Annotated in this window: 18 protein-coding genes; 6 read left to right on the top strand and 12 right to left on the bottom strand. The window is 62.5% G+C overall.

What is annotated here, in order from left to right; translation table 11 throughout:
- From AB5K84_RS19190 to AB5K84_RS19145, 10 genes are all read right to left on the bottom strand, one after another.
- Entirely contained in the window at positions 1–1,014 is a 1,014-nt protein-coding gene (locus AB5K84_RS19190) for a formate dehydrogenase subunit gamma (protein WP_028176015.1), read from the bottom strand.
- Positions 1,015–1,057: 43 nt separating this feature from the next.
- A complete protein-coding gene (gene fdh3B / locus AB5K84_RS19185; protein ID WP_011088224.1) occupies positions 1,058–1,654 on the bottom strand; it encodes a formate dehydrogenase FDH3 subunit beta in 597 nt (198 codons plus the stop codon).
- 12 nt (positions 1,655–1,666) lie between these two features.
- Entirely contained in the window at positions 1,667–4,609 is a 2,943-nt protein-coding gene (locus tag AB5K84_RS19180) for a formate dehydrogenase subunit alpha (protein ID WP_110459790.1), read from the bottom strand.
- Between the two features lie 2 nt (positions 4,610–4,611).
- The gene (locus AB5K84_RS19175) at positions 4,612–4,830 is read right to left on the bottom strand and encodes a twin-arginine translocation signal domain-containing protein (protein ID WP_011088227.1); all 219 of its coding nucleotides are present in this window, start codon (positions 4,828–4,830) and stop codon (positions 4,612–4,614) included.
- A gap of 29 nt (positions 4,831–4,859) precedes the next feature.
- The gene (locus AB5K84_RS19170; protein WP_011088228.1) at positions 4,860–5,639 is read right to left on the bottom strand and encodes a molecular chaperone TorD family protein; all 780 of its coding nucleotides are present in this window, start codon (positions 5,637–5,639) and stop codon (positions 4,860–4,862) included.
- Between the two features lie 132 nt (positions 5,640–5,771).
- The gene (locus AB5K84_RS19165; RefSeq protein ID WP_110116410.1) at positions 5,772–6,398 is read right to left on the bottom strand and encodes a DUF3306 domain-containing protein; all 627 of its coding nucleotides are present in this window, start codon (positions 6,396–6,398) and stop codon (positions 5,772–5,774) included.
- Positions 6,395–6,913 carry a DUF3305 domain-containing protein gene (locus AB5K84_RS19160; protein ID WP_110116411.1) on the bottom strand — a complete coding sequence of 173 codons (519 nt, stop codon included), beginning with the start codon at positions 6,911–6,913 and terminating at the stop codon, positions 6,395–6,397. The genes AB5K84_RS19165 and AB5K84_RS19160 overlap by 4 nt, the downstream gene beginning before the upstream one ends.
- Positions 6,910–7,920 carry a DUF6352 family protein gene (locus AB5K84_RS19155; RefSeq protein ID WP_110116412.1) on the bottom strand — a complete coding sequence of 337 codons (1,011 nt, stop codon included), beginning with the start codon at positions 7,918–7,920 and terminating at the stop codon, positions 6,910–6,912. The genes AB5K84_RS19160 and AB5K84_RS19155 overlap by 4 nt, the downstream gene beginning before the upstream one ends.
- Positions 7,917–8,456: a DUF6505 family protein gene (locus AB5K84_RS19150; protein ID WP_028176011.1), complete on the bottom strand. Its 540-nt coding sequence runs from the start codon at positions 8,454–8,456 to the stop codon at positions 7,917–7,919. Before AB5K84_RS19150 ends, AB5K84_RS19155 begins: the two co-directional genes overlap by 4 nt.
- Before the next feature lie 2 nt (positions 8,457–8,458).
- Positions 8,459–9,214, bottom strand: a complete 756-nt coding sequence (locus AB5K84_RS19145) for a biotin/lipoate--protein ligase family protein (protein WP_246740591.1) — start codon at positions 9,212–9,214, stop codon at positions 8,459–8,461.
- 151 nt (positions 9,215–9,365) lie between these two features.
- Between AB5K84_RS19145 and AB5K84_RS19140 the strand changes: the two genes are divergently transcribed.
- Both AB5K84_RS19140 and AB5K84_RS19135 read left to right on the top strand, forming a co-directional pair.
- Positions 9,366–11,336, top strand: a complete 1,971-nt coding sequence (locus AB5K84_RS19140) for a 4Fe-4S binding protein (protein WP_110116414.1) — start codon at positions 9,366–9,368, stop codon at positions 11,334–11,336.
- A gap of 4 nt (positions 11,337–11,340) precedes the next feature.
- The gene (locus AB5K84_RS19135; protein WP_244647574.1) at positions 11,341–11,634 is read left to right on the top strand and encodes a hypothetical protein; all 294 of its coding nucleotides are present in this window, start codon (positions 11,341–11,343) and stop codon (positions 11,632–11,634) included.
- 59 nt (positions 11,635–11,693) lie between these two features.
- Here the strand turns inward: AB5K84_RS19135 and AB5K84_RS19130 are convergent, their stop codons facing one another.
- Positions 11,694–12,986 (bottom strand): c-type cytochrome, encoded by a 1,293-nt coding sequence (locus AB5K84_RS19130; protein WP_038967505.1) that lies wholly within the window; start codon positions 12,984–12,986, stop codon positions 11,694–11,696.
- A gap of 295 nt (positions 12,987–13,281) precedes the next feature.
- Between AB5K84_RS19130 and AB5K84_RS19125 the strand changes: the two genes are divergently transcribed.
- On the top strand, positions 13,282–13,521 hold the full coding sequence (locus AB5K84_RS19125; RefSeq protein ID WP_038967506.1) for a hypothetical protein: 240 nt from the start codon (positions 13,282–13,284) through the stop codon (positions 13,519–13,521).
- A 117-nt stretch (positions 13,522–13,638) separates the two neighbouring features.
- Here AB5K84_RS19125 and AB5K84_RS19120 read toward each other — a convergent pair whose 3' ends face one another.
- On the bottom strand, positions 13,639–13,848 hold the full coding sequence (locus AB5K84_RS19120; protein WP_110116415.1) for a hypothetical protein: 210 nt from the start codon (positions 13,846–13,848) through the stop codon (positions 13,639–13,641).
- Between the two features lie 835 nt (positions 13,849–14,683).
- Here AB5K84_RS19120 and AB5K84_RS19115 point away from each other — a divergent pair.
- The 3 genes from AB5K84_RS19115 to AB5K84_RS19105 all read left to right on the top strand — a co-directional run bounded on the left by AB5K84_RS19115 (position 14,684) and on the right by AB5K84_RS19105 (position 16,664).
- Entirely contained in the window at positions 14,684–15,265 is a 582-nt protein-coding gene (locus AB5K84_RS19115; protein WP_441232593.1) for a DUF6680 family protein, read from the top strand.
- 11 nt (positions 15,266–15,276) lie between these two features.
- On the top strand, positions 15,277–15,633 hold the full coding sequence (locus tag AB5K84_RS19110) for a hypothetical protein (RefSeq protein ID WP_441232592.1): 357 nt from the start codon (positions 15,277–15,279) through the stop codon (positions 15,631–15,633).
- Between the two features lie 92 nt (positions 15,634–15,725).
- Entirely contained in the window at positions 15,726–16,664 is a 939-nt protein-coding gene (locus AB5K84_RS19105) for a hypothetical protein (RefSeq protein ID WP_441232591.1), read from the top strand.
- Positions 16,665–16,985 lie beyond the last annotated feature (321 nt).

The following is a 16,985-nucleotide window of genomic DNA, read 5'->3' as shown; positions in this document are numbered from 1 at the left end:
CTATTCGGCTGCCGACGCAGCAGGGCGAGGCCGCGGCTGAGAATCGTTCGGTCCGCTCCGTGCCAACTCCTGGTCGAGCCACAGGCTATGGTGCTCGCGCGCCCAGTTGACATCCACCTCACCTGATCCCATCGCCTCGAAAGCCCCCTCCATCCCGATTGTGCCGATGTAGATGTGAGCGAGCATCGCGGCGATAAACAGCACGGCCACGACGGAGTGAACGATCTGGGCAATCTGCATGCCCTCGATTCCCGACACGTAGAATGGGAACATGAGCTGATACCCGGTCGCGGCGACGAGACCACCGCCGATCACAACAATCCAGTAGATCCCCTTTTGCCCCGCGTTGAAGCGGCGAGCCGGCGGATGATCGTGACCGATCAGGCCGCCGCCGCGCTTGATCCACTCCAGATCCACCTTGTTGGGGATATTGCCGCCGATCCACATCAGAAAGATCAGCACGACGCCAATCGTGAAGGGAAAGCTCAGGTAGTTGTGCGCGAATTTCGCCCATTGCGACCAATCGGAGAAGGCGTCAAATCCGATCAGCGGAAGCAGCAGCGGCCGCCCGAACGTGATGTTCAGCCCCGAGATCGCCAGGATAACGAAGCAGGTCGCGGTCATCCAGTGCACGAAGCGCTCAAAGGTGTTGAACCGTACGATGGTGCGGCCGGATCGTCCGCTTTCGAGGCGGATCATGCCGCGTGTCAAATAGAAGATCACCAGCACCGCCAGCATGCCGAGCACAGCAACGCCGCCGATCCACCGCAGCACAACGTTGCGGAATTCACGCCACTCGCGGCCAGCAGGTTGTATCAGCACGCTGGAGCGCTGGTCGGGGATGCTGACGCGTCCCTGGATCCGATCCATCTCCTGGAGCAACTGGCGCTCGTTGACCGAGCTCGCCGTCGGATTGATCTGCTGGGCCAGCGACGGTGCCGGAGCTGCCATGATCAACAGAAGCAACGCCCACGCGCCGATGGTTGGTCGAATGAACCTTGCAAATGAGGACATGGACTTCTCCTCGGCATCTGTGCCGCGTAGCCCGCGGCCTGCTTCAGGACTCGATCGTCTCGCGATAGGCGGTCTTCCAGCCCCACGCTCCTGAGCCGTAGCCGCGCTTCAGCACGCGCTCCTTATAGATCTGGGCGATGATCTCGCCGTCGCCGGCGAGCAGCGACTTGGTCGAGCACATCTCGGCACACAGCGGCAGCTTGCCCTCGGCCAGGCGGTTCGCACCGTATTTCTCGTATTCCTCCTTGCTGCCATCGGCCTCGGGTCCGCCGGCGCAATAGGTACATTTGTCCATTTTTCCGCGCGAGCCGAAATTGCCGACCTTCGGATATTGCGGCGCGCCAAACGGACAGGCGTAGAAGCAGTAGCCGCAGCCGATGCAGAGATCCTTGGAGTGCAGGACCACGCCATCGGCGGTGGTATAAAAACAGTTCACCGGGCACACTGCCGCGCACGGCGCATCCGTGCAGTGCATGCAAGCCATCGAGACCGATCGTTCGCCCGGCTTGCCATCGGCGATGGTGACGACCCTGCGGCGGTTGATGCCCCAGGGGACCTCGTGCTCGTTCTTGCAGGCCGTGACGCAGGCGTTGCACTCGATGCAACGGTCGGCGTCGCAGAGAAACTTCATACGTGCCATCGTCGTTGCTCCTTATGCCGCCGCGATCTGGCAGAGAGTGACCTTGGTTTCCTGCATGTTCGTCGCGGGATCGTATCCGTAGGTGGTGATCGTGTTGGCGCTTTCGCCGAGCACGATCGGGTCGGTGCCCTTCGGGTAGTTGCCGCGGAGATCCTTGCCGGCAAGCCAGCCACCGAAGTGGAAGGGCATCCAGGCAACGCCCTTGCCGACGCGCTCGGTGACGAGCGCCTTCATCCTCGCCCGGGAATTGTTCTCGGCACCCGTGACCCAGACCCAGCCGCCGTCCTTGACGCCGCGCTCGGCGGCGTCGGCAGGATTGATCTCGATGAACATGTCCTGCTGCAATTCGGCGAGCCACGGGTTGGTCCGGGTCTCCTCGCCGCCGCCCTCATATTCGACCAGGCGGCCAGACGACAGGATGAGCGGGAATTGTTTTGCAATTCCCTTCTCCACCGCAGCCTTCTGCACGGAGAAGCCGATATTGGGCATCCGGAACTGCTTGGCGTCGGGCAGCGTCGGGTATTTGGCGACGAGATCGACGCGCGGCGTGTAGATCGGCTCGCGGTGAACCGGGATGGGATCGGGCAAGCCGAAGGCATTCATGCGCGCCTTGCCGTTGCCATAGGGAACGCAGCCATGCGCCAGCGCGACGCGCTGGATGCCGCCCGACAGGTCGAGCGACCACGACACCGCGTCCGGAGTGGCGGGGTTGACCTTGTTGATCACGGCCATTTCCGCTTCGGTGAGCTCGGTGTCCCAGCCGAGCTTCTTCAGGCTCGCGAGCGTGAATTCCGGATAGCCGTCCTGGATGCCCGACCCCAGCGAGTACGAGCCGTCCGCGAGCAGGCTCACCTTACGCGTCGTGCCGTCCGGAAGCTTCTCCTCGCGCTCGATGCCGAACCGCGGCCGGAACGTGCCGCCGCCATCCATCACGTGCAGATTGGTATTGTAGAGCAGCGGCGTTCCGGGATGCTTGACCTCCGGTGATCCCCAGCATGGCCAGGGCAGGCCGTAATAGTCGCCGCCGACCTCGGGATCGTCCTTCGGCGCCCGCATCGTCAGCATGTCGAACTTCGCCTGGTTCTTCATGTGCGCCTTGAGGCGCTCGGGCGATTGCCCGCAATAGCCGGTCGACCAGCTGCCGCGGTTCATCTCGCGAAGTACATCCTCTGCTTCAGGAAGATTGTTCTCGACCTTGATCTTCTTGAACATCTGGTCGGCGAAGCCGAACTTCTTGGCCAGCAGGTAGATGATTTCGAGATCATCCTTCGACTCGAACACCGGCTTCACAATCTGCTCGCCCCATTGCAGCGAGCGGTTGGAGGCGACGCGCGAGCCCTTGCACTCAAATTGGGTGGCGACCGGGAGAATGTAGACACCATCCTTGCGTCCCGCCTCGACTGCGAGCGAGGCCCAGGTCGTCGGATGCGGATCGGCGATGACGAGCAGCTCCAGCGCCTTCAGGCCATTGAGGGATTCAGGGATACGGGTGATGCTGTTGGAGGCGTGTCCCTGCACGAACACCGCCTTCACATTGTCCTTCTGCGCGACCTGATCCTTCGGCAGCGTCACCGCCTCGAACCAGCGGGTCAGCGGGATGCCGGGGGTTTCCATGATCTGCTTGGAATCGAACCGCGACTTCAGGAAGTCGTAGTCGACCTCCCAAACCCGCGACCAGTGCTTCCAGGCGCCCTCGGCGAGGCCGTAGTAGAACGGCAGCGTGACGATATCGAGCCCAACGTCGGTCGCGCCCTGCACGTTGTCGTGGCCACGGAAAATGTTGGCTCCCATGCCCGCGCCGCCGACATTGCCGGTCATCAGCAGCAGGATGCAACTGGCACGCACGTTGGCGGTGCCGACGGTCTTCTGGGTCTGGCCCATGGCCCAGATCAGCGTGGCCGGCTTTTCGGTGGCAAACACCTTGGCGACGCGCTTGAGCTGCTCGCCGGGAATGCCGGTGACGCGCTCAACTTCTTCCGGATTCCACTTTTCCACCTCCTTGCGGAGATCGTCGAACCCGTAGACCCGCTGCCGGATGAACTCCTTGTCCTCCCAGCCGTTCTGGAGGATGTGCCACATCATGCCGTAAAGCACGGGGATGTCGGTGCCCGGCCGCATCCGCACATATTCCGTCGCGTGCGCGGCGGTGCGCGTCAGGCGCGGGTCGATGACGACGAAGTTGGCCTTTTGCAGTTCCTTGCCCTCGAGCAGGTGCTGCAGCGAGACCGGATGCGCCTCTGCCGGATTCCCGCCCAGGATGACCTGCGTCTTCGCATTGCGGATATCATTGAAGCTGTTGGTCATCGCGCCGTAGCCCCAGGTGTTGGCGACGCCGGTGACGGTGGTCGAATGGCAGATGCGGGCCTGGTGATCGGTATTGTTGGTTCCCCAGAATGCGCCAAGCTTGCGGAACAGGTAGGCGCCTTCATTGGTCATCTTGGCCGAGCCAAGCCAATAGACGGAATCGGGGCCCGACTTCTCACGTACGGATTGAAGCTTGTCGCCGATCTCGTTGATTGCGGTATCCCAGGACACGCGGGTCCACTGCCCTCCGACGAGCTTCATCGGATAGCGCAACCGTCGCTCGCTGTGCACGAGCTCGCGCACGGATGCGCCCTTGGCACAATGCGAGCCGCGATTGATCGGAGAATCCCAACTCGGTTCCTGGCCGATCCATACCCCGTTCAGGACCTCGGCAGTCACCGTGCACCCAACCGAGCAATGCGTGCAGACGCTCTTGCGGACGCTCGCACCCGCGGTGAGCGGACCGGCCATCGCCGCCTCCGCCTTGCGCACGCCGCCGACCGGCAGCGTGCCGAGCACGGCGAGCGCGCCACCGGCGAGACCGGATTTGCGCAAGAAGCTGCGGCGGTCGAGACCGCCGCCCTGCCCTGCAAGGGACTCGGCAACGGAACCATGGCGCAGGGAACGCTGGTTTGCTCGCTTGATCAGCACGGTCAACCTCCCTTGGCCGGATAACGATTGACGCGATAGAAAGCCTTGACGTGATCAGTTTCCTTGTAGCGCGCCTTGCGCTTCTCATCGTTGGTTTCGCTATCGGCCTGCGCGGACCCGACCAGCGGTGTCGCGAGCGTCGCGCCGGCGCCCAACGTGCCGGCGCCGACCTTGCGCAGGAAATCGCGACGCCCGACTGTGGCTTTCCTGTCTTCACTCATCGCATCTCTCCTGGACCCGCCGGTGCAGGTCAGTTGGCGAACGTGAATGCCTCCGCCTCGATCTCGATAAAGGCGCGACCGAGCGCGCCGACCGCACGATAGAAGACGGCGCTCTCCGCGCCCTCGATGTCGGCGAACAGCCGCCCTATCCAGGGCTCGACGTGTTTGACAAAGAATGCGCGCTGCGCCTCGAACGACGTAGGGAAGCGGCCTCCCGCGAAACCTGCCATGATCTCGCACAGGATGGCGGCGTGATCTTCCGGCTCCGAATTATTCGCGGCGCGCTCGATCCCGGACGCGGCGAGATCGGCGCGCAGGCGCGACAGCGGCCGTTCGTTGAGGAATCCGGTCAGATAGTAGGAGGCATAGGGCAAGAGCTCGCCGCGGCCGAGACCGACGAACAGATCGAAATATTCGCGTTCGACCTGCGTTGCGACTGCATTGGCGGCGGCCGCGGCCAGCCCAGCATGCGCGCGCCCGAGTGGCGTCGCATCACCGGTCAATGCGGCCAGTTGATCGAGCAGCCTTCTTGACGGTGCTGCGGACAAGAGCGTCGCGAGCAGCAGATATTCCTGCGCACGCGCCGCATCGACGGGTTCAATCAGCTCATTGGACACAAACGGCTCGCCGTACAGATCAGGCCGCAAGTCTTTGCGCGATACGCCGGTCGCCGCTTCGACCGCAATCACCCGTTGCGCGGGCACCTGGTTCCAGTTCGAAACGGAGGGTTGGCTAATGCCGATTTTGCGCGCAAGCCCAGCAACGCCGCCGGCGGCGTCAATGGCTCGCTCAAGGCCATCATCACGCACGTGGACCTCCCATCCAAGTCCCGGGTGCTGATTTTGCTTTTGCTACAAAGCGCTAGACGAAGCGTAATCCCGGCCCAGCGGAGGGTCAATCGCATCACATAGTCTGAGGCTATGGCCTTTCGTCGGGGAGCCCTAGCGGGGCAGCGCGCCGCCATGCGGGCGACGGGGAAGCGACAGGTGTTCGCTTGCAGTGCTTTCAGGGACCGTTAGTTGCGCTGCAGCAGGAACAGGTGCGGGCTTGGTGGGCGCAGCTTCTTCGGCGACGACCTCGACATTCGATCTCTCGGCCTGGCGCAATTCCCGCGAAGAATCCGTGACTTCAACCGGAGTCTCGGACAGCGTCTCGGCTGACTTGCTGAGGCCGCCGACGATTCTGTCCACGAGCGCGGCCAGTTCTGCTTCCGAACAATCCAGCGGACCAAAGCCCGGCATCGCGGTCGGATCGTTGAAGTCCCACGCGCTTTCGGCAAGCCCCACGAAGTCGCGAATGGCGGGATCAGCGCTCCAGGCGCGACGAAGCGCCGCACGCGTCAGCTCCTGCGGAATCCCTTTGCGCAAGAACGCCTTGATGTCGGTCGCCGACGTAATCAAGTCGATCGAAGGCAGGCTCGAGGGGGCGAACTCCGCTTCGTCATCCTTCGCGGCGGGCGGCAGTGCCGACTGCATGTCGTCGCGCTTTGCCGGATCCGATTGCGTCGGGTTCGCCTTTGCGTGCTGCTTGCGACGGGACCAGCGCGTCAGGAACCTATCCTCACTCATTCGTGTCCGCCTTCATGCTGCCGGCGCGCCAGCGCCTCCGGATCGGCCTGCCGCCGCTTCCGTTTGAAGAACTCCCGTTCGACGTGGTGCTCGGCAACGAAGCTTTCAATCTGCTCACGCAGCACGTCCGGCATGGGAACGGCCTCGACCAGATTCACAGCGGCCCCGGTGAACGCCTCGCCTTCCGCAGGATCGGCGGTGGCGGCAGCCACCGAATAGGGCCAGGTGCCTTCCGCAGGCGACAACACTGTCCAGATGCTCGGACAACCCGAAGCAAGATTGTCGCGATAGCGCGCCGTCTCGGAAATGTAGAGATCGACCATAGTGCTGCCGGCATAGAACAGCGTCGTCCCACCGCCCTCGTCACGGAGCACCGTCCAGGACTTTGTGTCCGGCTCGTCCGGCAGCACGGCGACGGCGCGCCAGACAAAGTCGGTCCACGGCGAGTCCGCCTTGTACCGTCCGACCACGATACCGACGGGGATGCGCACAAGCGGCAGCGCAGCCGGGCTCACGTTACCCTCTCCAGGTGCTTGATCGGCAGCCCCGTCAGCAAATTCTGCGGTTTCATCCGGAGCTTTTGATCGGAGCTCATCGACAGGATGAGATAGACGGGCTCTCCCTGCATCTCGTCTGCGACCGCACTCGTATCTGCAAACGTCAGGCGGAACAATGAAAGCACGCGGCCGGCGCTGCGGTCGTCGAGTTGCTCGCCATGCCAGAGGCGGTCGCCGAGCCTGGTCGCATCGGCGTCGAGCCCAACATACCAGGTGAGCCGCGCATCACGCAGTTCGCGCAGCGGCTCAATGCAGACGTCGATCCCGAGCAGATGGGAGATCCAGCGCGCCATCGCCTGCGCCAGCGCCCTCGGCCCGCGCCCGCCCGCGGTGAGATCGAAAGCCATGTCGAAATGGTCGCTTCGGTGCCAATAGTCGTCGGCGTTATCCTCGTTCAAGACGTCCAGCTCGGCATCGGTCACGGCCCCGAGCATCGACATCAGCGAGAGCACCGGGGTCGGGCTCTGCCCACCGACGACCTCCTCATCGCCGAGCAGCAAGGCCCGTTCATGCGGCAGGATGCGCTGTGGGCGGAAGAACAGCTCGGCGGCGCGCAGCACGAAAGGGTCATCGCAGCCATCCAGCGCATTGCGCAGGATGACATGCACGAGTTGATTGACGAACAGCGGCGGCAATCCGTTTCCCCCCGACCGGACGGTCGCAAGATAGGCGGCCTCCAGGGTCGGGTGCCGCACCAGGAGATCGCGAACGGCAAGCACGAACTGCCAGTTCTCCCGGGCATCCGCATCGACAATCGCTGCGATCTCGTCCGCACTGACCGCCCGGCGGGGAGCGGCCAGCAGCTCGCGGTGCAGCCGCCGCTCGACCGGGCATGCTTCTTCGTCCGGTGGAATCAGCTCGGGCCTGACGAAATAGACCTTCAGGAACTCGTCGGTGACGCAAAGCCCGCCGCCCGCCTCGCGATCGAGCAGATGGTGGCCGCATGCGATCCAGAAATCATTCATCGATGCTGCGGCTCCTGGCTCATATCGGCAAGCCTGACATTGCTGTCGGGTTCGACATCATCCTCGGCTTCCATGAACGAGAACGCCTTGCCGTGCCCCTGCCCTTGCCGCAGCTGCAGCCTGCGGAACGACTCGCGGACTTCGCCGTCGCTCACCGAGCGGTGGACGGCAATGAGCGAACTGATCGGATGCGTGCAGAGCGACCGCACGAAGGCGACCTCCTCTTCGGCGGCCGTCCGCGCGGTTGCCGGATCCGGCGCGCCGAAACGATCGATGAGTTGTCCGGCGAGGAGCTCGATCAGCGCCCGGCAATCGCTCTCCGTTGCCGGCACGATCTGCACCAGCGTCGACCAGCCCCAGGATTGCACCCCGAGGAAGCCGCTGCGGAACGCCGCGCGCGCCTTGCCGCTCAACGTCGCCGGATCCTGGTCGCAGAAGCGGAACGCGCCGGAGACGGCCCATTCGCCGGGCTCTGCCGCCGCGTCGAACACGAAGGTGTCGGAGGGATCGAGCGCGATGGCGCGCAGCAGTTTCACAGTCACGTCCTTGGCCCTCCGAGCTTCGAATCGAGCCAGGATGGCCTGGCGAGCGCCTTGACGAGCTCGCTCCGCTCAACCTTGCCGGTACCGACCTGGCGCGTGAGGAGATCGCCGCTCTCGTCGATGCTGAGGACGGTTCGCCGCTCACGGGGAACCCGGCTGAGATAATCGCGTGCGACGCTGTCAAAGCCATCGACCTGCCAACGATCGATCGCCCGCATCAGGTGCCGGGCAAAACTCTCGGTCACCTGCACGGCGCCCGCTTCGCCGAACCCCTCCTCATCCAGCGCGGACGCGAGCGGATGAACGCCGGGCCCCTGATCGGCCATTGCCACCGTCCGGATCATGGCGCCAAACACCAGCCACGCGGGCGGCTCATTCTCGCGCGCGGACGATGGCCACCCCATCCGCCCCCCGCCGACCAGCCCGCCGTCGATCTCGACGGAGCCGGGCCAGCCGATCGCAACCGTCTTGTTGGGCGGCGCATAGCCGCGAAGAGCGTCGGTCAGCGCGACCATGCCGGCGTAGAAGGCGCGCCGCGCGGTGCTCAAAGGTTCGCCTGGCTCGAGCACCACGGCGAATTCGGCGAGATCGAACCGCCCGACGCACACCAGCGTGCCGGCGCCGCACTTGGGTGCAATGCCGCAAGCGTGGGCAAAGGCGTCTCCGCTCTCCCGCAGCCGGACGAGCGTGAAGGGCGGCGGCAGCTGGATCGGTTCTACCAGGGAAACGTGGTTGATCGGGGTCGACCGCAAGGCCGTCCTCCACTTTCCTTTTCTTCCCAATAGTGAAAATCTATACGAGGTGCAGGAACGGCGCGAGTCCGTAAGTCGGCGCCGCACTGACGGAGGGATTCACCTGGAGCAGCCAGCGAAGACCGTCCTGATCTGCTCGTGTGAAGACACGATGCGCCTCGACACGGCTGCGATCCGGCGAGGATGCCCCAACTGCGAGATCAGAAGCTTTCGCCATCTCTGCGGCACGGAGCTCGATCATTTCCGCAACGCGGCAAAGGCCGATGGCCCGCTGACGGTGGCCTGCACGCAGCAGGCTGCGCAATTCACCCATGAGATCGGCGAACGCCCTGGCGGGATCACCTTCGTCAATATCCGCGAGACGGCGGGCTGGTCGCGCGACGGTGCGAATGCGGGCGCGAAGATGGCGGCGCTGCTTGCGGCAGCCGCAATTCCCGCACCGGACTTTCCGCTGGTCACATTGTCGAGTGACGGCATCATCCTGATCTATGGCCGCGACGAGGCCGCGATCGAAGCCGGGCGGCTGCTCGCAGACCATCTCGACGTCACGGTCATGCTCATGCAGCCGGCAGACGTTACGCCGCCTGCCGCGGCAGTGTTTCCGATCGTAAAAGGCAAGATCCGCAACGCGCGGGGACATTTTGGCGCATTCGAGCTCACGATCGACGACTACGCGCAACCGCGCCCCTCTTCGCGCGACCGCTTCGTGTTCGAGGCCCCGCGCAACGGGGCGACCTCGCGCTGCGATCTGGTGCTCGACCTCTCCGGCGAGCCACCGCTGTTTCCGGCGCACGACCTGCGGGACGGCTATCTCCGCGCCGATCCGAGAGATCCGGCGGCGGTGCTGCGCGCTGTGCTGGCCGCCCGCGACCTCGTCGGCAGTTTCGACAAGCCGAGATATGTCGACTTCACGCCCAGCCTCTGCGCGCATTCGCGCTCGAAGCTGACCGGATGCCATCGCTGCCTTGACTTATGCCCGACCGGCGCGATTACGCCGGACGGCGACCATGTCGCCGTCAACGCATACGTCTGCGCAGGTTGTGGGCAATGCGCGGCCGCCTGCCCCACGGGTGCTGCATCCTACGCGCTGCCGCCCGCCGACACCCAGTTGCAGATGCTTCGCACCATGTTGCTCGCCTATCGCGAAGCCGGCGGCACGCATCCGGTGCTGCTGCTGCATGACGGCGCGCACGGCACGCCGCTGATCGATGCGCTCGCCCGTCATGGCGACGGATTGCCAGCCAACGTGCTGCCCCTCGCCGTCAACGAGTTGACGCAGGTCGGCCTGGAGGCCGTTATCGGCGCATTCGCTTATGGCGCGGCGGCCGTGCGGTTTCTCCTGCGCGCCAAGCCGCGACACGGCGTGACCGGATTGCTGCAGACGATCGTCATGGCCGAGACCATTCTCGCCGGGCTCGGATTTGAGGGCCGACGCGTGGCCACGATCGAAACTGACGATCCCGACACGCTAGCTGACCAACTGACGGGGATTGGTCCGCTCGCCGGCCTCGAGAATCCTGCGACTTTCCGGACGGTCGGCAAGCGCGGCGACCTGTTTCGCTTTGGCCTGAGTGAATTGCATCGCCTCGCGCCCAGGCCGGTCGACGTGATCGCCTTGCCCGAGGGCGCACCGATCGGTGCGATCTCCGTTGACACCGGCGGTTGCACGCTATGCCTGGCCTGTGTTTCGGCCTGCCCGACCGGCGCGCTTCGCGCCGATCCCGAGCGTCCCGTCCTCAAATTCGTGGAGGACGCCTGCGTGCAGTGCGGTCTGTGCCAGAGCACCTGTCCCGAGAAGGTCATCACGCTCACCCCGCAGATCGACTTCCGGGCAAGGCGTGCCCAGGCGCAAGTGATCAAGGAAGAAGAACCGGCGCTGTGTGTCCGCTGCGGCACGCCCTTCGGCGTGAAGAGCACGATCGATCGGATCGCGACGAAGCTCGAGGGGCACCATTGGATGTATCCCACCGGGGACCGCCGGGCCGAGGCCTTGCGGATGTGCGCCGATTGCCGCGTCATTGTCATGAGCGAACAGCAGTTCGATCCGATCCAGGACGTTCCGGAACGCGCGCCACCGCGGACGACGGACGACTATCTGCGTCAACGCGAGAACAAGGACTAGCCGTATGCCTCGTTTCATGATGGTTTTTTGGACATGCCTCGTCATCACGGTGCTCGCTGGCACAGCCGTCGAGGCCGCCGCCCTCGCCAAGGCGGAAAAGGTCGCGCTCAAGCAGGCGATCGTCGCCTGCAAGGCCGAGGCAAAGGGCAAGAAGATCAAGTGGCTGTCACGCCGGACATACGTCAATCAGTGTGTCGTGACGGCGCTCAAGGAACGTCCCAGCGTCAACGTGGCTCGCATGCTCGAGGAGAACCCGGATCTGACGAATATTCCCGTGGAGCGATGGCCGGGCTATTAGGGCGTTGACATCAAGACCTTGCCGCCTTCGCTTGAAGACGCGCAAGGCGTTGCTGCGGGCTACTTCGACGTCGCACGCGCCAGAAAGTCCGTGAGCGCGCGGCGATCCTCGGCCGAGCCGATCCGCTGCTCCGGCATCTTGGTGCCGGGCGTGTAGGCGTTCGGCCCGATCTCGAACAGTTTTGACACGGTCTCCGGCGTCCAGACGATATCCATCGCCTTGAGCGCGTCGGTGAACCGATAGCCCGGCAGCGAGGCAATCTTCCGGCCGAAGAGCCCCGCAAGCGTCGGCCCGGCACGCTGTACCTCATTCTCCGACAATGTATGGCAGGCAACGCAGGCCCTGAACATTTCGGCGCCGTGATCGCCGACATAGGCAGCGAGCGGATCCGCCGGCGTGCCCAGCACGTTCGACCCGATCGCCGCGCCGGTCAGTGCATTCCAGCGCCTGATCTTGCCGTCAGCACCGCCCGTCAGGAGCGTCGCACCATCGGGCAGGAACGCGACCGACCAGACCGGCGCGCCGAGCCCGGCGAGCGTGCGCATCACGCTGCGCGCCTTGCGATCGACGATCGCAACGGTGCCGTCAATTGCCCCCGTGGCGATCAAAGCCCCGTCTTGCGAGATCGCCAGGGCCACGATCGGCCTGGCGCCAGCCATGACCTCGCCGTTCTCCTTGCCATCGGCGGTCATCATGCGCAGCTTCCCGTCTGCCGCGCCGGTGACGATTTCGCCATCGGGCGAGATGGCGACGGCATTCAGCGGCGCCGGCATCACAACGATCTCGGGGCTGCCGCCTGCCAAGGGCCAGATCCGCACCGTCAGATCGTAGCCAACGCTCACCAGCGATTTTCCATCGGGGGCAAAGGCCACACCGTTCACGCTTTGCGAGTGACCTTGCAGCACGCGCGTCCCACCATCGGACAGGGATGAAATCCGCACGGTGTGGTCCCACGAGGCCGACGCGAGCTTCGATGTATCGGGCGAGACGACGAGTCCGACAATGGGTCCCGTATGACCTTCGAGAACCTGGTCTGGCTGCAGCCCGCCCGCCGTCCAGATGGCAATCTGGCCGTCCGCACCAGCCGTTGCCATTCGTCCGTCTCCGAGGAAGGCAGCCGCGTTCACCGCACCCGAATGGAAGCGAAGGACCTGCTCGGCCGACTCGGTTGCCAGGGACCATCGGATCGCTGCCGTGTCGAAGCTCCCCGACAAAACCGTCTTACCATCGCTCGAAACGGCGATTGCGCGGACAGGCCCGCCGTGCCCCGCCAATTGCGCCTGCGCGGGCCGCAGTGGAAGAAGCAGCGATGCCGTCAGAAGGGCGGTGGCGAGACGCAAGGTCAAATCCATTGGCCGTCGGAGACACTCACAGCAAAGCACCCACCGTGCCATTTTGCCCGGCCTTTGCACCATGGCCAAATGCCGTCCCGTGACGTCCCGCGCTTCTTGCCGGCGATCGTTCTGTGGAGATCTTCCGTGGCGTGTCCGTGGCCGACTGGCCTGGCCTCTGGGCAAAAGCGCACCCATTTGATCCAGCTCAACGGGGGTAGCTCATATTCGGTTCCAGGTGCGACAAGCGGCGCCTTGATTGGCGATCGACGTGGTCGCAGTCTTGCGAAAGGCGCCTCAGAGAGCGAGGCCGGACATGCAAGTACACCCGAAAGCCTATCTGCAGCTCATCGCGCGGTTGTGGCACTTTCGCGCGTCGCCGCCGCGAAATCGCGATCCCGACAGCCAGGATGCGTCGGCACTGCTCGTCTACATCGCCGTCGTGTTAGCGCTGCTCTTGGCTGTCCTTGAAATCGATATCCACAGCGCGCAGCTTCAATCCCTGGGACTGCTCGGCGATCCCATCGGGATCAACCCGATTTTCATGGGTCCTTGAGACAGCGCCTGCGACAATTGCTGCGCTCGCGACCCGACCAGCCGCTGGCGCATAGCCGTTCGAGAACATACGAGCCGACCAAGACGTCCAGCTCGGCCACGATTGGTTGAGACGCGTCTACTCCTGTGTTCCCCTTGGAAACACAAGAGATCGATCTACGAAATCTTCAACCGGCAGTTTGCCTTGTTGCGCTTGTCCTTGCATCTCTTGCACCGGCACCCCTGCTACCGATGTGCGACTTACCGGTAATGGATGCGATCGCAGCATATTCGTCGCGGCCACGAAAACCGCGAACACGGCCAAGCCAGAGATCATCAGGAGCTTCACGCGAACCTCCGTTGGTTCTGAGAGAGTCGAAGCTCTGACTAGTGCAAGACTCGAAGTTCCCGTGTGAGATCTCTCACATCTCTCTTTCTCTTGATCATCTCTTGATCATCGCCGGGGCGGCTGTTCCTCGCTCCAGTCATCTGGTGCGCCGTGGAAGGACTGCTGACATTTGCGTTCAATAGGTCTTTCTTGACCTCTCGATGCACACGTCACGCAGCGGCCATGGCGCCTGATGTGCATGACGACGATGAAGCAAAGCAAGACGCGCAAGTGAAACGCGTCAAGCGCCGCGCAAGACAAGCGATAGGAAAGCGAACGTCTGTCAGAATGAGAATGCGCGACTTGTCAGAATGGAAAACTCTTGACGCGCTAAGCCATTGAAAACATTGGAGCGGGTGAAGGGAATCGAACCCTCGTATTCAGCTTGGAAGGGTTTCGGCGACTGAATACTTTCAAGGGCAATTCGGACAAAATGCAGCCTCGGACGCCTTTGAACCTTCAAGTACTTTTTGGGCCTGTCCGAACGCAGTTGGCAGACAAAGCAATGCGCGCGAAAATTCGACGGTTTCTGAGTGCGGGGCGCATAGATTAGCCTTTCGGCCCCGTGGCGGCTGGAAGAACCCCATAAGCGCGGTGCCCCCACCTAGCGCTCTCCCCTTGTGGGAGAGAGGAGCTGCGAAAAAGATTAGAATGATCAAATACTTGGCTGTTCGGTGTCTCTATAGTGTCCCGAACAGCTTAGGAGGCTTACACGGGCACATGGCACGGTAAGCGCTCCGACCCGCCTTCTAAGCCATGACCGCGACTGGCCGCAAAGGGGTTGTGGAAAGCTAATTTGGCAGCCCTTGATTGGCAAACAAGCGCCGGGCACCTTGTCGAGATGAACATTGATACTTGGGCCGTTGTGCTCGCAACAATAGTCGGCCCAGTCGCGGCCGTCTTCATTACGCGCTGGAATGATCAGCGACGAGAGGCTCGCAACAGACTGCTGCATGTCTACCGGGTGCTCATGGCCACTCGGCGCTCCAACGTGTCCCAAGATCATGTCGCCGCAATCAATCTCGTCGAAGTCGAGTTTCATGGAGTAAAACCTGTCATCGAAGCGTGGTCAGCTTATCTGACCCACCTCAATACTAAGGCGCAGACCGAGAGCGAAGAGCACGCCAAGGGCTGGAATGATCGCCGCTCGGAACTACTGGCCATCTTACTGGTGAAGATCGCGGCGCACCTAGGCATCACCAAGGGTGAGATTGAGATCCTCCATGGCGGATATGCCCCCCAAGCGTGGGCGGTGCGGGAAAACAAGCTGGATGCCGTGCAGGACTACGCGATCCGGCTCGCCGAGGGAAAGGCAGTTGTCCCGCTCACAGTCGTGCAGCAACCCCCGCCCAACAATCCATACCCTCCACCTCCGTGAAAGATTGAGTTATGGACGGCTTCTATGCTGCATATCTGACTGGTCGGGGCGGCAACACTGTGGTGCTGCTCGCAGTCAATTCTGGCTCGCTTGTCGGAGTTGATACCGGCGGCTTGCAATACGATGGTTCTGTCGAGCCAAGGGCTGATGGTGGCTTCAACTTTCATCTGAAGTACGTGATCCAGCCCGGCATCCAACTGATCACTGGCGTGGGCGGCGTTGCGACACCCACCCCGGTCTCGTTGAATTTTACCGTACCTGCGGATTTTGCCTCCGGCACCATCCTGACCATTCAAACGCCCTTTGGGCCGATAAACGCCAAGATGAGCAAGCTCAGAGATTTCGATTTCTCAGCTCCTCAAAGCTGATCTCTCCGCTCGCTCCTTCGTCCGCGATGGTGGCGCTGGCTTGGGATCAAAAACAAGGATGAGCTTATCGGTGATCTCGATCTCGAATTACAATGAAGCCTGATCTTCTCACAAGGCTGGGGAGCCTTAAGTGGAATGTCGTTAACAGCCGTCCCATTGCGGGAGTGCCTTGGTCCGCAATACGACGCATCGGTCATTCGCGCCTTCTTTCATTGACCATCGCAATACCGTTTCTTGGTTCCTTGCTCCTCTTCAATCAATACGTCGTCGATGTCCTAACCTTGTCCCCGGACTTGGTCCGACGTTGGGTGAACATTCCGGAAAGCGGAGCGGCTGAGGCGGCACGCCAGTTGACGCTATCTAGGCTCTATTATGTGTATTTCGGGCTGACATTTCTTGGCTTTGGATCAGCCCTGTTCACGCTGTTCTGCCCGCAAATGGTGAAGGACTATGCATCACCGACCGAATGCGTGCAGGCAGAAAGCGCGATAGTCACCCCCTCGCGCATCGCGCTAAGTGTGTCAGCGATCTCCACTCACTATTTGGTTTGGTCTGGCGACGATCCCTTAACGTACAAAATGTCGGATTTTGTGCGACGCGCAGGCTGGCCTATCGACTTCACCAATCTATGTTACGTAGCCATCTTGGAGGTGTTCAACGACGTGCCTCCAGCACTGTTTCCCGCTCGCGAAGAGAGCCCGCCAACCGAGAGCACGCAGTCAGATGACGCATCATCATTGAATCCTGATGAACCTTTCTACGACCTCGAAGGACGTCCCGATCCAATCGCAATTGCGCAGTCGTTGGTGTCTGGTCGCCGCCTAGTTCAATGGTTCGTCCGTGCTTTCGGCAAAGCGGCAGCTACTGAAGGGCATCGAAATGACATGCTTACCTTGCACTATATGGCTTTAGATCACAGCGAGCCGCGGCTTCGCCTCTTGGTTTGCTTGTTCTTTGCAATCGGATTTGCACTACTTGCTATCCCGACGGTTCTTACATTCGTGCGATTGGCGTCGCACATGATACGTTAACTCAATCACGTAAGCGGCTGGCTTGGGCTGGACCGTGCAATCTCTCTATTCGATAACCAAGGCGCGATCTTCGCGTGCCTGGAGCATCAATTATGACCGCGCGCCAACTTCGCGACAGCTCGACGGAGCTTGATCTCGATGCACCGAGCGCAGATCACCTCGCTGTCCCCGGCCGGTGGCGCGAGAACGGTTAGCTCTTCTGGCGCGAACTCATCTTCGCAGTGATCGCATTGGGTGGCTTTGAGCATGCGTGCATTTGCTCATTCAGTTGTGGCGGAATTCGGTAAAAAGGCTGCAGGGTCCGGAATGACTAGAGCCCGA

It is taken from the genome of Bradyrhizobium sp. 1200_D9_N1_1 (genome assembly GCF_052075915.1).
In the GTDB taxonomy this organism is placed as follows: domain Bacteria; phylum Pseudomonadota; class Alphaproteobacteria; order Rhizobiales; family Xanthobacteraceae; genus Bradyrhizobium; species Bradyrhizobium diazoefficiens.
The sequence above is the reverse complement of the archived record's forward strand: the minus strand, read 5'-3'. Positions and strand labels throughout refer to the sequence as shown.

Excerpts from the sequence above, each read along its gene's own strand:
- AB5K84_RS19130 (WP_038967505.1), bottom strand. The coding sequence starts at position 12,986 with ATGGATTTGACCTTGCGTCTCGCCACCGCCCTTCTGACGGCATCGCTG.
- AB5K84_RS19105 (WP_441232591.1), top strand. The coding sequence starts at position 15,726 with ATGAAGCCTGATCTTCTCACAAGGCTGGGGAGCCTTAAGTGGAATGTC.
- AB5K84_RS19110 (WP_441232592.1), top strand. The coding sequence starts at position 15,277 with ATGGACGGCTTCTATGCTGCATATCTGACTGGTCGGGGCGGCAACACT.
- AB5K84_RS19190 (WP_028176015.1), bottom strand. The coding sequence starts at position 1,014 with ATGTCCTCATTTGCAAGGTTCATTCGACCAACCATCGGCGCGTGGGCG.
- AB5K84_RS19135 (WP_244647574.1), top strand. The coding sequence starts at position 11,341 with ATGCCTCGTTTCATGATGGTTTTTTGGACATGCCTCGTCATCACGGTG.
- AB5K84_RS19175 (WP_011088227.1), bottom strand. The coding sequence starts at position 4,830 with ATGAGTGAAGACAGGAAAGCCACAGTCGGGCGTCGCGATTTCCTGCGC.
- AB5K84_RS19155 (WP_110116412.1), bottom strand. The coding sequence starts at position 7,920 with ATGAATGATTTCTGGATCGCATGCGGCCACCATCTGCTCGATCGCGAG.
- fdh3B (WP_011088224.1), bottom strand. The coding sequence starts at position 1,654 with ATGGCACGTATGAAGTTTCTCTGCGACGCCGACCGTTGCATCGAGTGC.
- AB5K84_RS19125 (WP_038967506.1), top strand. The coding sequence starts at position 13,282 with ATGCAAGTACACCCGAAAGCCTATCTGCAGCTCATCGCGCGGTTGTGG.
- AB5K84_RS19165 (WP_110116410.1), bottom strand. The coding sequence starts at position 6,398 with ATGAGTGAGGATAGGTTCCTGACGCGCTGGTCCCGTCGCAAGCAGCAC.
- AB5K84_RS19140 (WP_110116414.1), top strand. The coding sequence starts at position 9,366 with ATGCGCCTCGACACGGCTGCGATCCGGCGAGGATGCCCCAACTGCGAG.